Annotated in this window: 16 protein-coding genes; 1 reads left to right on the forward strand and 15 read right to left on the reverse strand. The window is 43.8% G+C overall.

The window, feature by feature from the left end; genetic code table 11:
* Positions 1 to 25: 25 nt before the first annotated feature.
* The 14 genes from F8R13_RS05310 to mnmG all read right to left on the reverse strand — a co-directional run bounded on the left by F8R13_RS05310 (position 26) and on the right by mnmG (position 11,801).
* On the reverse strand, positions 26 to 460 hold the full coding sequence (locus F8R13_RS05310) for a F0F1 ATP synthase subunit epsilon (RefSeq protein ID WP_152832337.1): 435 nt from the start codon (positions 458 to 460) through the stop codon (positions 26 to 28).
* Positions 461 to 466: 6 nt separating this feature from the next.
* Positions 467 to 1,849, reverse strand: a complete 1,383-nt coding sequence (gene atpD / locus F8R13_RS05315) for a F0F1 ATP synthase subunit beta (protein WP_371414912.1) — start codon at positions 1,847 to 1,849, stop codon at positions 467 to 469.
* 29 nt (positions 1,850 to 1,878) lie between these two features.
* Positions 1,879 to 2,739: a F0F1 ATP synthase subunit gamma gene (gene atpG / locus F8R13_RS05320; RefSeq protein WP_152832341.1), complete on the reverse strand. Its 861-nt coding sequence runs from the start codon at positions 2,737 to 2,739 to the stop codon at positions 1,879 to 1,881.
* A 12-nt stretch (positions 2,740 to 2,751) separates the two neighbouring features.
* A complete protein-coding gene (gene atpA, locus F8R13_RS05325; RefSeq protein WP_152832343.1) occupies positions 2,752 to 4,293 on the reverse strand; it encodes a F0F1 ATP synthase subunit alpha in 1,542 nt (513 codons plus the stop codon).
* 15 nt (positions 4,294 to 4,308) lie between these two features.
* Positions 4,309 to 4,845, reverse strand: coding sequence for a F0F1 ATP synthase subunit delta (locus F8R13_RS05330; RefSeq protein WP_152832345.1), 537 nt, complete (start codon positions 4,843 to 4,845; stop codon positions 4,309 to 4,311).
* Between the two features lie 9 nt (positions 4,846 to 4,854).
* Positions 4,855 to 5,325 (reverse strand): F0F1 ATP synthase subunit B, encoded by a 471-nt coding sequence (locus tag F8R13_RS05335; protein ID WP_029911663.1) that lies wholly within the window; start codon positions 5,323 to 5,325, stop codon positions 4,855 to 4,857.
* A gap of 54 nt (positions 5,326 to 5,379) precedes the next feature.
* Positions 5,380 to 5,664, reverse strand: coding sequence for a F0F1 ATP synthase subunit C (gene atpE / locus F8R13_RS05340; protein WP_024852123.1), 285 nt, complete (start codon positions 5,662 to 5,664; stop codon positions 5,380 to 5,382).
* A gap of 132 nt (positions 5,665 to 5,796) precedes the next feature.
* A complete protein-coding gene (gene atpB, locus F8R13_RS05345; protein WP_152832347.1) occupies positions 5,797 to 6,648 on the reverse strand; it encodes a F0F1 ATP synthase subunit A in 852 nt (283 codons plus the stop codon).
* 11 nt (positions 6,649 to 6,659) lie between these two features.
* Complete coding sequence (locus F8R13_RS05350; RefSeq protein WP_253806357.1) at positions 6,660 to 7,025, reverse strand: ATP synthase subunit I; 366 nt, start codon at positions 7,023 to 7,025, stop codon at positions 6,660 to 6,662.
* On the reverse strand, positions 7,015 to 7,326 hold the full coding sequence (locus tag F8R13_RS05355) for an AtpZ/AtpI family protein (RefSeq protein WP_371414904.1): 312 nt from the start codon (positions 7,324 to 7,326) through the stop codon (positions 7,015 to 7,017). The genes F8R13_RS05350 and F8R13_RS05355 overlap by 11 nt, the downstream gene beginning before the upstream one ends.
* 214 nt (positions 7,327 to 7,540) lie before the next feature.
* On the reverse strand, positions 7,541 to 8,404 hold the full coding sequence (locus F8R13_RS05360; protein WP_152832349.1) for a ParB/RepB/Spo0J family partition protein: 864 nt from the start codon (positions 8,402 to 8,404) through the stop codon (positions 7,541 to 7,543).
* Between the two features lie 32 nt (positions 8,405 to 8,436).
* Positions 8,437 to 9,204 (reverse strand): ParA family protein, encoded by a 768-nt coding sequence (locus F8R13_RS05365; RefSeq protein ID WP_152832352.1) that lies wholly within the window; start codon positions 9,202 to 9,204, stop codon positions 8,437 to 8,439.
* A gap of 14 nt (positions 9,205 to 9,218) precedes the next feature.
* A complete protein-coding gene (gene rsmG / locus F8R13_RS05370; RefSeq protein ID WP_152832354.1) occupies positions 9,219 to 9,848 on the reverse strand; it encodes a 16S rRNA (guanine(527)-N(7))-methyltransferase RsmG in 630 nt (209 codons plus the stop codon).
* 15 nt (positions 9,849 to 9,863) lie between these two features.
* On the reverse strand, positions 9,864 to 11,801 hold the full coding sequence (mnmG, locus tag F8R13_RS05375) for a tRNA uridine-5-carboxymethylaminomethyl(34) synthesis enzyme MnmG (protein WP_216642599.1): 1,938 nt from the start codon (positions 11,799 to 11,801) through the stop codon (positions 9,864 to 9,866).
* 183 nt (positions 11,802 to 11,984) lie between these two features.
* Between mnmG and F8R13_RS05380 the strand changes: the two genes are divergently transcribed.
* Positions 11,985 to 12,605, forward strand: a complete 621-nt coding sequence (locus F8R13_RS05380; RefSeq protein WP_152832356.1) for a hypothetical protein — start codon at positions 11,985 to 11,987, stop codon at positions 12,603 to 12,605.
* Positions 12,606 to 12,634: 29 nt separating this feature from the next.
* Here F8R13_RS05380 and F8R13_RS05385 read toward each other — a convergent pair whose 3' ends face one another.
* Positions 12,635 to 13,792 (reverse strand): NnrS family protein, encoded by a 1,158-nt coding sequence (locus F8R13_RS05385; protein ID WP_172967705.1) that lies wholly within the window; start codon positions 13,790 to 13,792, stop codon positions 12,635 to 12,637.
* Positions 13,793 to 14,052: the final 260 nt, after the last annotated feature.

The following is a 14,052-nucleotide window of genomic DNA, read 5'->3' on the forward strand; positions in this document are numbered from 1 at the left end:
GCGCTTTTTTCACTTAGATTAACAATTATGCCAACCCAGTTTTATGCAGACGATCACGCAATTTGCTGATAGTCTGAATTTGAGCAACTGCTTCTGCCAATTCAACTTGGGCTCTAGCAATATCCGTATCGGATTTTGCTTTGTCCATCGCTTCTTCAGCTCTGCGTTTTGCTTCTTCAGCAGCAACTTGGTCAAGATCTTCAGCACGAATGGCTGTATCTGCCAAAATGGTTACAACCGAAGGCTGTACTTCGATGATGCCACTGTTGATAAAGAAGAAATCTTCTTCATCACCACTGATAACACGAACTTGTCCAGGCTTTAACTGGCTCAAAAACTGGGTATGGTGAGGCATGATACCAACCTCACCATTGGCAGCCTGTGCGAATACCATTTCTGCCTTACCGGAGAAAAGGGATCCTTCTGCACTAACAATATCGACTTGCATTGAGACTGCCATAATCAATTAACCTTCGTATTTTTTAGATTTCTCTAAAACTTCATCAATGTCCCCAGCATACATGAATGCTTGCTCAGGAATGTGATCCAACTCACCGCTTAAAATCATTTTGAATCCACGGATTGTTTCTTTTAGAGATACATAACGTCCATCTTCACCAGTGAACACTTTCGCTACGAAATATGGTTGAGAGAAGAAACGTTGCATTTTACGTGCACGCGCAACTGTTGCGCGGTCTTCTTCTGAAAGCTCATCCATACCTAGGATAGCGATGATGTCTTTAAGCTCTTTATAACGTTGAAGTGTTTGTTGAACACCACGAGCAACGTCATAATGCTCTTGACCAACAACTTGTGGGTCAAGCTGACGAGAAGTTGAATCTAGTGGATCGATCGCTGGATAAATACCAGTTTCAGCGATTGCACGGTTCAATACAACTGTCGCATCCAAGTGAGCAAAGGTTGTAGCAGGAGCAGGGTCAGTCAAGTCATCCGCAGGAACGTATACCGCCTGAATAGACGTGATAGAACCTGTTTTAGTTGACGTGATACGCTCTTGAATCATCCCCATCTCTTCTGCAAGAGTTGGTTGATAACCTACCGCAGATGGCATACGACCTAGCAATGCAGATACTTCTGTACCAGCAAGCGTATAACGGTAGATGTTATCTACGAAGAACAGGATATCACGACCTTCGTCACGGAAGTACTCAGCCATTGTCAAACCAGTCAAAGCAACACGTAGACGGTTACCTGGTGGCTCATTCATCTGACCATAAACTAGCGCAACTTTATCCAATACTCCAGACTCTTCCATTTCATAATAGAAGTCGTTACCTTCACGAGTACGCTCACCTACACCAGCAAATACTGAGTAACCTGAGTGCTCGATCGCGATGTTACGGATCAATTCCATCATGTTAACGGTTTTACCAACACCGGCACCACCGAATAGACCAACTTTACCACCCTTAGCGAATGGGCAGATCAAGTCGATAACCTTAACACCTGTCTCAAGCAATTCTTGAGAAGCCGCAAGTTCATCGAACTTAGGACCGCGACGGTGAATTGTGTTTTTCTCTTCTGCGTTAACTGGACCCGCATTATCAATTGGGTTACCCAAAACGTCGAAGATACGACCTAGTGTTGCTTTACCAACTGGTACTGAGATTGGCTCACCAGTGTTGGTAACAGCCATACCACGCTTAAGACCATCAGATGAACCCATCGCGATCGCACGAACTTGGTTGTCTCCGATTAGTTGTTGAACTTCAAGCGTCAAGCCTAGTTCATCAACTTTCAAAGCGTCATAGATCTTTGGTAAATCAGCACCTTTAAACTCGACGTCGATTACCGCGCCGATTACTTGTACTATTTTTCCACTCATAATCTTTAACCTTTTATTGAAATCCTTCAAACCTATACAGCGGATGAACCAGCAACAATTTCAGACAATTCTTGCGTGATTGCAGCCTGACGCGCCTTGTTGTATGCCAACTTAAGCTCGCGAATCATTTCACCAGCATTATCTGTAGCATTTCTCATCGCGATCATACGAGCACCTTGCTCACATGCTGCATTCTCAACCACCGCACCATAAACAGTGCCTTCCACATAGCGACGCATCAACAAGTTCAATGCAGATTTGGCATCAGGCTCATACAAATAATCCCAATGCGTTTCGCTAGGTGCTTCTGATTGAATCGGAATCAGCTTTTCAATGGTAGGATTTTGAGCCATAGTGTTAACGAACTCGTTAGAAGCTAAATAAACTTCATCGACTTCGCCATCTTCATAGCGATCCAAAACCACTTTGATGGTTCCGACTAAATCTTCAATGTGTGGGGCGTCCCCTAAATCCGAAACGGTTGCTACTACATTCCCGCCGTATGAACGGAAAAATGTTTGTGCTTTGTTTCCGACTAGTGCTAGCTCTACTTCAACCCCAGCTTCTTGCCAGCGTTTTAGTGCTGGTAAGGCCTTGCGGAATAGGTTTGAATTTAAACCACCACATAAACCACGATCAGAAGAGATCATGACCAACGCAACGCGCTTCACGTTTTCACGTGCTTGAGTATAAGGATGTTTGTACTCAGGATGCGCACTTGCAACGTGATCAATCACTCTTTTCACTTTTTCAACGTATGGCTTAGTTGCTTCCATGCGAGCTTGCGCTTTACGCATTTTAGAAGCAGCCACCATTTCCATGGCTTTTGTGATTTTCTTGGTATTTGTTACGGAAGCAATTTTTGCCCGTATTTCTTTACTACCGCTTGCCATGGACTACCCCTTTTAGTAAACGCCGTTAGCTTTGAAAGCTTCGATACAAGCTTTTACACCTGCAACGATGTCGTCGTTCCAATCACCTTTAGCATTAATGCTAGCGGCTAGGTCAGCGTGTTCAGAGTTCAAGAACGCGTGGAGCGCTGCTTCGAAATCCAAAACCTTCTCGACTTCTACATCATCAAGGTAGCCTTCGTTAGCTGCATAAAGAGAAGTAGCCATTTCAGCAATAGTCAACGGAGCATATTGTTTTTGCTTCATCAACTCGGTAACGCGCTTACCACGTTCTAGCTGAGCTTTAGTCGCTGCATCCAAATCAGATGCAAACTGTGCGAAAGCCGCAAGTTCACGATATTGAGCCAAGTCTAGACGGATACCACCACCCAATTTCTTGATTGCTTTAGTTTGAGCGGCACCACCAACACGGGATACTGACAAACCAGCGTTAACAGCAGGACGGATACCTTGAGAGAACAAACCAGTTTCAAGGAAGATCTGACCGTCTGTAATAGAAATTACGTTGGTAGGTACGAAAGCAGAAACGTCACCTGCTTGTGTTTCAATAATAGGAAGAGCAGTCAAAGAACCTGTCTTACCTTTTACTTCACCGTTAGTGAACTTCTCTACATACTCAGCGCTTACACGAGCAGCACGCTCTAGCAAACGTGAATGTAGATAGAATACATCACCAGGGAAAGCTTCACGTCCAGGAGGACGACGTAATAGTAGAGATACTTGACGGTAAGCTTGTGCTTGTTTAGTCAAATCATCATAGATGATCAAAGCATCTTCACCACGGTCACGATAGTATTCACCCATCGCGCAACCTGCATAAGCAGCCATGTATTGAAGTGCCGCAGGATCAGAAGCGTTAGCTGCAACGATAACAGTGTTATCCATCGCACCCATTTCTTCCAACTTACGTCTTACGTTGTTGACAGTAGAAGCTTTTTGCCCCATTGCAACGTAAACACACTTAACACCTGTGTTCTTTTGGGAAATGATTGCATCAATCGCGATCGCTGTTTTACCAGTTTGACGGTCACCGATGATCAACTCACGCTGACCACGACCAACTGGAATCATTGAATCGATAGACTTGATACCTGTCATCATTGGTTGATCAACAGATTTACGGTCGATTACACCTGGAGCGATACGCTCGATAGGTGATGTTACTTTAGTGTCGATAGCGCCTTTACCGTCGATTGGACGACCTAGTGCATCAACAACACGACCCATCATTTCTGGTCCAACTGGAACTTCCAGAATACGACCAGTACAAGTCACTTTTTGACCTTCTGAGATGTGTTCGAATTCACCTAATACAACAACACCAACAGAGTCACGCTCAAGGTTAAGCGCCATACCGAAAGTGTTCTCATCGAACTGAACCATCTCACCATACATTACATCTGATACGCCGTGAATAAGTGCGATACCGTCAGCAATGCTAACGACCGTACCTTCACTGCCAGACTCTGCTGCGCCATCAAAACCTTTGATTCGGTCTTTGATCAGGCTGCTAATTTCAGAGGCATTCAATTGCATGTGTGTTCCTCTCCATTATTGGGCGATTGCTGCGCCAAGTTTGTTTAACTGCGATAGTGCTGAGCCATCAATAGCCCAGTCACCTACGATGATTTTAATGCCGGCGATCAATGAAGAATCTTCTTCATAAGTAATCTCAACTTCGGCATCAAACTTAGCATTTAAAGCAGCACTTAATTTCTTTTTCTGCTCTACCGTTGCTGCACGTGCTGAAATAACCGTTGCTCTCACCTTTTTTTCTTCGATAGCTTTCATGTCCTCAAACAATTCAGCTACGAAAGGCAATGATTGCAAACGCTTGTTTTCAGTCATTACAGACAGTAAGTTATCTAGCTCTTTATCTGTTTTTCCACCCAAAACTGCGGTGAATACTTCAGATACTTGGGAATCCTGAGTTTCAGGATTCGCCATAAAAGCTTGCATTGTCTCGTCAGAAACAATTGCGGCTAGATTTGCTAGGCTTTCAGACCAAGCTTCTAACTTACCTTCTTCCTTCGCTACCGCAAAAACGGCTTCAGCATAAGGTCTAGCAATTGTTATTAATTCTGCCATAGAGTTTCCTTAGATTGATTTTACTAAGGCTTCAAGCATGTCGTTGTGTGCTGCAGCATTAACTTCTTTCTTAAGAATTTTCTCTGCACCTTCAACCACTAGGCCAGAAACTTCTTTACGAAGCTCTTCTCTAGCACGACTTACTTCTTGCTCTAATTCTGCTTGGGCGGCAGCTTTGATACGGTCAGCTTCTTCAGCAGCCTTTACTTTCGCATCTTCTACGATTTCAGAACCACGCTTTTCAGCTTGACTTAGTACGTTCTGAGCTTGAGATTTAGCATCCTTCAAAATTTCTTTTGCTTTCTGTTCAGCTAATTCAAGCTCATGCTTACCTTTCTCTGCAGCAGAAAGACCATCAGCGATACGCTTTTGACGATCTTCCATTAACTTTGAAAGCGGCCCCCACAGCACTCTGTTCACAAACCAAATCAACAGCGCAAAAGCGATAATTTGGATGAGAAGCGTTGCGTTAATACTCACGGTGGTTACCTCGCCATTCGTTATTAAAAATTATGGGTATAAAAAGTCTTTGGATTATGCACCCAAAGCAGCTTTCATAGCACCAACGAATGGGTTAGCGAACAAGAACCACATAGCGAATGCTAGGATGATGAATGGGAAAGATTCCATCAAACCAGCAAAGATAAACATGTTAGTCATCAAAGCAGGACGCATTTCTGGTTGACGCGCGATACCTTCTAGCGTCTTAGAACAGATTAGACCCCAGCCAATTGCTGAACCTAGACCAGCAGCAGCCAAGATAACACCAACACCAATTGCCGTAGCAGCATAAATGTCCGCAATAAATTGAGCTTCCATTTAGTTTACTCCTTAAAGTTAAAGTTAATAGTTAAATAAAAAGCGGTTTACCTATTGGTTTGACAGGTAGGTTGCTTAAAACCTTTAGAGACTTTAATGTGCAGCCTCTATATTCCTTTCTTGCCTAACTTGTTAATGGTCGTCTTCGTGCGCCATTCCAAGGTAAACAATTGTTAGCACCATGAAGATAAAGGCTTGAAGCGTGATTACCAACAAGTGGAAAATCAACCAACCTAAATCTAGCAAAGCTTGTAATGGTGCCCAGAATAAAGCAGCAGCACCTACTGCCAAAGTTCCACCGATCAAAGCGATCAATAGGAATACGAGTTCACCCGCAAACATATTACCGAACAAACGCAGTGCCAACGATAGTGGCTTAGACACTTCTTCGATAATCGTCATAACGATGTTTACAGGAACGAAAAATTTACCGAATGGGTGGAATAGGAACATTTTGATGAAACCAACCACACCTTTAACCTTGATGTTGTAGAACAAAATCAAAGCAAATACAGTGAAAGACATTGCTAAAGTCGTGTTCAAATCAGTTGTTGGTACAACTTTCAGGTGAGCATGAGGGTCACCCGTCACGATTTGATACAAATAAGGAAGTAAATCAACAGGGATCAAGTCCATGAAGTTCATTAACCATACCCAAAGGAAAATGGTCAATGCAAGTGGTGCAATCAGAGGATTGTGACCAGGGAAAGCATCTCTGACGTTTGTTGATACAAAATCTAAAATACTCTCTACAAAATTTTGAAAACCACCAGGAGTCCCTGATGCTAATTTTCTGCCCATACGAGCAGCAACAAAAACAATTAGCGCACCAATCAAAGCCGCGATTACCAGTGTATCTACATTCAAAACCCAAAAACCTTCACATAATCCTGTAGTTGAATTAATGTGATCAGCACTACAAATAGAGTTGTTCTGCAAATGGTGCTGGATATACTCAACGGTACCCATTTTTTCAGTACTCAAGGTCTTTCTCCTTAGTCAGTCAAACGCCGCTTGCCTTTCAAATTGAACATTTGGCCAGCCTGCATTAACACAAAGGTTAAAACGACCGCCATTGGATCAAGTTTCAGGAGCGACAGCCCTAATACAAATAACACAGCCAAAAGAACGAATCTAATGACTGCACTTAGATATAAAATCAGTATGCCACTTTTTGGGTTTTCTGCCGCGCGCTGATTCGCTTTCTGGAACGTCCATCCCAGAAGAACCACATTCACTAGCCCGATAAACAACCCATAAAGCGCAGAAGCCCAAAGCCCTTTAAAAGCAAAAGCGATCAAAACAACCAGTCCGATCAACCCTTGAATCATCAAAGATTGAGACATACTCTTATTTTGCATCTTTGCCCTGTTCTTCTACTTTAGAATCACCTGTTTCTTTTAGCTTTTCAGGCAATTCCATTAAATCCATTTTTCCAAGCAACTTATGAATTCTCATAATGCCGCCGATAAAGCCCAATACACCACAAGCCAGCAAAAACAACGGCGTGGTATTGAACAACTGGTCAAATACATATCCAACCAAAAAACCAGCAACAATCATGCTGGTAAACACTGACCCGGCACCCATCAGCAAAAAATTTAACGCAGGTTTTTGCTTCGAGGAAGAGGTTTCTTCAACTCTTTTTTCTTCTGTTTTCACGTTAAATTTCTAGCTCTGTTTGACACATTATTTCAGTGCCAATATCCAAATCAAAACGGCTTGAAATGATAGCTTTTTCTATAGCTAAAATCTAGTAGTATTCAAACTATTTTTATGAAGCCACTAGATATAGTTATAACAATAATTCATGACACTAAATATGCTCAAAAACACCTTGTCGTCATTAATATCATTTATCTTTTCGCACCTTTGCTTAGCTCAAGTGCTCAAGCAAACGCTGTAACTCTTCTTCGGAAGAGAAGGCTAACTCAATTTTACCTTTGCCATTCGCGCCATGGTTAATCTTAACTTTGGTCGCCATCTTCTCAGAAATCTGTTCCTGCTTTTCAAGGTAGTGTGCAGCAAGCTGGGGCTTCTTCGCTTTCTTCAAGTTTTTAGGTACCAAAATCGCTTGAACTGCCTGTTCCATATCTCGCACTGTCCAGTTCTTGGCGATAGATTTTTGCGCCAACTCCAACTGCAAGTTTTCCGGTAGCGTAATAATGGCTCTGGCATGCCCCATGGTTAAATCACCGTTGTGCAACCACTCTTGTACTTTTTCTGGAAGCTTCAGTAGTCTCAGCAAATTGGTTACAGCAGTTCTTGAACGCCCGACTGCATCTGCAACAGCTTGCTGAGTTAACTCAAACTCTTTCATCAAACGTTTCAAACCAAGTGCCGTTTCAATCGGATTTAGGTCTTCGCGCTGGATATTTTCAATCAATGCCATTGCCAGCGTTGCTTGATTGTCAGCTTGACGAATAACAACAGGGACAGATGTTAACCCTGCAATTTTGGCTGCGCGCCAGCGGCGCTCACCCGCAATAATTTCATAAGTATTATCTTCATCGGACACTTTGACGACAATTGGCTGAACGATACCTTGCAAACGAATCGAATCCGCCAACTCGGATAAAGCCTCTTGATCAAACTTGTAACGTGGCTGATAAACCCCCGGCTTTAAATGATCAATGGAAACTTTTTCGATGCGTAGGTCCGAAACATTCGATTCCGCTTTTTGCTTAGCGCCGTACAATGCACGAACACCACCTAGTCCCATTCCTCTTTTCTTTGCCATCTTTTTCGTCCGCTTTTCCGTTAATGAAACTTTTAAATCTTGGTTTTTCGAATCAACTCATTCGCCAGTGCCAAATAAGCAATCGCACCATTTGATCCAATATCGTAGTCCAGTATTGATTCACCATGACTTGGTGCTTCAGCCAACCGAACATTTCTCGGGATAATCGTTTGTAGCACTTTCATACCAAAGTGCGCTACCAACTCATTGGAGACATCATTCGCCAGATTATTGCGACGATCATGCATGGTGCGCAACAAACCATCGATATGTAAATCAGAATTCAAATCCTGCTGCACCGCCTCAATGGTATCCATCAATGCAGACAGTCCTTCCAGCGCAAAGAATTCACACTGCACAGGCACAACAATACCGTCTGCCGCAGTCAAGGCATTCAATGTCAGCATATTTAAGGTTGGAGGGCAGTCAATAATGATGGCGTCGTAATGATCAACGGTTTTTTTGAGGGCTTTGCGTAGACGCTTTGGACCTTTGCTTTCTTCAATCAGTTCAACTTCGGCAGCGGTCAGTTCGCTGTTCGAACCGATGAGATCCAGTCCTTCGATTTCGGTTGGCAGAATAACATCTTTGGTTTTCAGATCACCAAGCAGAAGATCATAAGCTGAGACCTCAATCTCATCCTTATCAACGCCAATAGCGACTGTGGCGTTACCTTGCGGATCCATATCAATCAGCAGAACCTTCTTTTTCATTCTCGCCAATGCAGCTGCCAAATTAACACTGGTAGTCGTTTTTCCGACGCCGCCTTTCTGATTAGCGATTGCAATGATCCGACTCATATCACCTAGACACTCTAAATTTTCTGCACTTGAATTAAGGTTCTTTCCGCTTGCAAATGAGGTACTTGCAACTCGAAAACTTGCGTTATTCTAGCAAAATTAGGTAATTGCGCTAGCTCATCTTGAGTTTTCTGTGATTTCATTGCCCACCAGTAACCCTCCTCCTTCAGGAGATGTCCGGTCCAATGCAACATATCGTCTAAAGAAGCAAACGCTCTGGAGACAACGCCGTCATATAAAGTTTCCGGCTGATAATCCTCTACTCGCATATGAAACACCTGCGTATTTTGAAGACCTAATTCTGCTTTCGCCTGAATCAGAAAACGGGTTTTTTTACTGTTGCTGTCCAGCAAATCAATTTGTCTTTCCGGAAACAATATCGCCAGAGGAATACCAGGTAAACCACCCCCAGTACCAACATCAATCAATCTTTCACTATCAATAAATGGTGCGACTGCCAAGCTATCCAATAAATGTTTAACGAACATTTCCTGTTCATTACGAATCGCCGTCAAGTTATAAACCTTGTTCCACTTGCGTAATAACGCCAAATAGTCGACCAATTTCTGCCAGGTTGGGGGGGATGGCTCCAAGCCCCATGCTTCATAAGCTTCCGCCAGTTGATCAAAATAGAATTGAGACATGAATTTCTTTTCTACCTATGCAACCGTTTTTACCGCTTGGCGGTGCTTTTTAATATAAATCAGCAAGATCGAGATAGCCGCCGGCGTAATCCCTGAAATGCGTGACGCCATGCCAATCGTATCTGGCTTATGATCGCGAATTTTTTGCTTCACTTCATTCGATAACCCGGAGATTTTATCCAAATCCAAGTCTTCTGGAATTTTCACTTCTTCTGAACGACGGAGTTTTTCGATATCCAGCTTTTGGCGCTCAATATAACCCGAGTACTTCGCTTCAATTTCTATCTGCTCAATCACTTGTGGGTCGTCAACTGTCTCACCAAACATGTCTAGCGTCGCCAAAGCGTCATAACGCACATTCGGGCGTTTCAGCAATTCAAACAATGTTTGCTCTTTACTCAAAGGTAAGTCCATCAAAGCTTCCGCTTTTTTCGCCTCTGCGTGATGAGGATAAATCCACGTTTGTTTCAAACGCTCGATTTCCTTATCCATGGATTCCATCTTCTGCTCAAACGCCACCCAGCGCGCATCATCCACCAAGCCAAACTCACGACCGATTTCCGTCAAACGCTGATCCGCATTGTCTTCACGCAACATCAAACGATACTCAGCACGAGAAGTGAACATACGATACGGCTCATTGGTTCCCAAGGTAATCAAATCATCAACCAACACACCCATGTAAGCTTCATCGCGGCGCGGTGTCCACTGATCTTTTTCTTGTGCGGCTCTGGCAGCATTCATCCCCGCCAACAAGCCTTGCGCTGCGGCTTCTTCATAACCCGTCGTTCCGTTGATTTGCCCCGCAAAGAACAAACCATTAATCGCACGGGTTTCCAAGGTTGGCTTCAAGCCTCTTGGATCAAAATAATCATATTCAATCGCGTAACCGGGGCGCAAAATTCTCGCCTGCTCCATCCCTTTCATTGAACGCACGATTTGCATTTGGGTGTCAAAGGGCAGGCTAGTGGAAATACCATTTGGATAAAGCTCAATAGAAGTCAAACCTTCCGGTTCAATAAACACTTGATGACGGTCTTTATCGGCAAAACGCATTACCTTGTCTTCAATAGAAGGACAATAACGCGGACCGATGCTGTCAATTTCTCCAACATCAGAGTACATAGGAGACTGATCCAATGAATTTCGAATCACGTCATGTGTTTTTTCATTGGTATAAGTAATGTAGCAAGGCATTTGCTGCGGGTGCATCTCGCGCGTTCCCATAAAGGAAAACACAGGCATCGGATCATCACCAGGCTGAACCTGCATTGCATCAAAATCAACAGTACGCGCATCAATTCTCGGCGGCGTCCCCGTTTTTAGGCGTCCAACCGGCAAATCCAGTTCACGCAGTTTTGCCGCAAGGCGATTCGCCGGTTCGTCACCAGCACGCCCGCCTTCATAGTTTTGAAGTCCGATATGAATTTTCCCTGCCAAGAAAGTCCCAACCGTCAACACCACTTGTGGCGCATAAAACCACAACCCCATTTTGGTGCCAACGCCGACGACTTTGTCGCCCTCAATCAACATATCTTCGACAGGTTGCTGAAAAATATATAAATTAGGTTGGTTTTCCAATAGGGTACGGATAGCTTGGCGATAAAGCACACGATCCGCTTGAGCGCGCGTGGCACGCACCGCAGGTCCCTTGGAAGCATTCAGGGTTCTGAATTGAATACCAGCTTGATCGATCGCAAGAGCCATCGCGCCACCCAAAGCATCAACCTCTTTGACCAAATGTCCTTTGCCGATTCCACCAATCGCCGGATTACAAGACATCTGCCCCAAAGTATCGATATTATGGGTCAACAACAGGGTTTTTACCCCCATTCTTGCAGAAGCCAAAGCTGCTTCCGTACCGGCGTGACCACCCCCTACAACAATCACGTCATAGTGAGTCATATCCTTATCGATAGAACGATTTGATGCGTTTCCTTTTTGGCCACTCATAGCAAACTTCCAAACTATCTTAACGCTCTTGCTCTAGGCATCGGCGCTAAAATCATAAATCATTAATAAAAACAGTTAATTATAGCACATTCGTTATTGACCTTTTTTCAGAAAAAAACCAATCCGCGCCAAAAAAGTCGGAGATAATAAACACTTAGATTGCTCGTGTCGAGGAGTTTTGCCATGAGAGTATTAAAAACCGCATCATTTAAACTGGGGTCAATCGCAGCCATCTTAAGCTTAGGCCTAACGGCTTGCTCTCTGACGCCGCCCAAATCGGTTATGGATGTTCAGGCTGAAGACAGCTTTCAACTCAACCAAGCCCTGACCGTGCCCGCCAATGCAACACGTGTCTTCATTCAGTTTGGAAAAGTCACAACAAGAAGTGGTTTTAGCCGCTTGGATCAACACTGTGAACTGGAAGTGAATCAGGTAAAAGACCACGAGCAAAAAATCTTACCCGACCACTTTACCGTCACCAAGGTAAGAATCAGCAGTGAAATGGTTGCACAAAACCAAAAACCTGTTGGCAAAGTGCTCTTTGCTGAAGCGGACAACGGCATTGCCTCTGATGCACAACTCAGCCCGATGCAACTGACGGTTGCCAGTGACGATAATAATAGAACGGAAACCATGGATACGGTGATGATTTACTTGAAGCCGACCGACAAAAACCCTGGCATTCTTCGTCTGACTTGTGCCGGTTCGCTGAGCAGCGGCAACTTACAGGATGCACCAAGAAGCTATCGTCCAGAAAAAGCGCAAATCAACGCCATCCTAGATCCGATTGGCCACCTGAACTGATTGCCAACCGGCAATCAGTTGCTTCACAATTAAAGCAAAATGCCCGTCTCTTTTGGCGGGCTTGGCCTTGTCAAAATTGGCAAATAAAGCACACTCAACCACAAAAACCCTAGCGCCCAACCTAACTGGCTGATATGAACCCAAAGCACCGTTTGGTGAGGGAAAACAACCGGGAATATCACCCTGAAAATCGCGCTCACAGCCAAGCTCACAAAAACCCAAATCAGTCCTTTCGGCGGATTAAATACATTACGATTAGTATGCCCCAAAGAAATCCTTGCCATAATCGCCGAGCAAAGCAGTCCTATACCGCCAGCCGCTAAAGCATGAATAGCGATTGATAAGCTAATCCATCCAACAGGCACGGCGGCAAACATCAACATCCCCAACGTCATGAAACCATAAGAAACAAATAGCGGCCATAACAAAGTCACCTTCCATATGCCAGGGCGATACCAACGCCACAGACGAATAAAATGGACAATAAATAATAAGAGCCCAACAAGAGTGACAATCCAATGCATCGGCCAAAAAATGACAACCACCATCAATACCAAAAAACCAACCAATGCGAATAAGTCCAGCCACTTGTACTGTTGCTGTTCGCGCAAACCCAATGCTTTCTCGGTAAAGAAAGGCACTAGGCGCCGCATCATAGTCAGATTAATTGCCAAAACCAAAAACAAGCCGAACAATATCGCATTTAACTGACTAAATGCTGTCCAACCTAATGCATTGGCGTAAAACAAACCGTTCGCTACCATCAACAGTAAAAACTTTGCACTCAACCCGCTTTGTGCCCACAACTCTTTTTGCACCACAGGTATCGCAAAATGCAGCAACAGTCCCAGGTTGAATGCCATATCAAAAAATGCCACCCACACAATCGGCGCATCCAATAAATACCCAAGCCTTGCTACCAACCAAAAACCAAAAATCAGCGCCAAGCGATAACCGGAAGCCGACTCTAATCTTGTCCAGTTCATCACCGCAGTCAATAGAAAGCCCGTCACCGTTGCCAAAGCATAGCCAAATACCATTTCATGAGCATGCCACATCATAGGCAAAAGCGTGGAAAATTGCTTTGATGCCACTGGATATTGTCCAAACCAGACAAGCATCGCCATCACCGAAAAAAGACTGCCGCCAATAAAAAATGAACGAAAAGCTCTATCGAAAAAAAACATCTGCACACCCTGCATAAAAGCCAACAAGACAACTTTGCCATGAAAGCCACACCTTAAAGATGTATCTATTATACATCAATAAGAATTATTTCATCTGCAACTAAATATATGAATACTTTATGAAAAAGAATCGAAATGCTTGATTTTTTTATAAATTTCATTGATTATTAATTATAGCAATACGAAAGATTCCGCATTCTCGCTGTACGCCATTTCGTATCCAGGCCAATGACTTTAGGAACCATTCTGCTTAGGAAGAG

It is taken from the genome of Hydrogenovibrio sp. JE_KL2, assembly GCF_009296185.1.
In the GTDB taxonomy this organism is placed as follows: Bacteria; Pseudomonadota; Gammaproteobacteria; order Thiomicrospirales; family Thiomicrospiraceae; genus Hydrogenovibrio.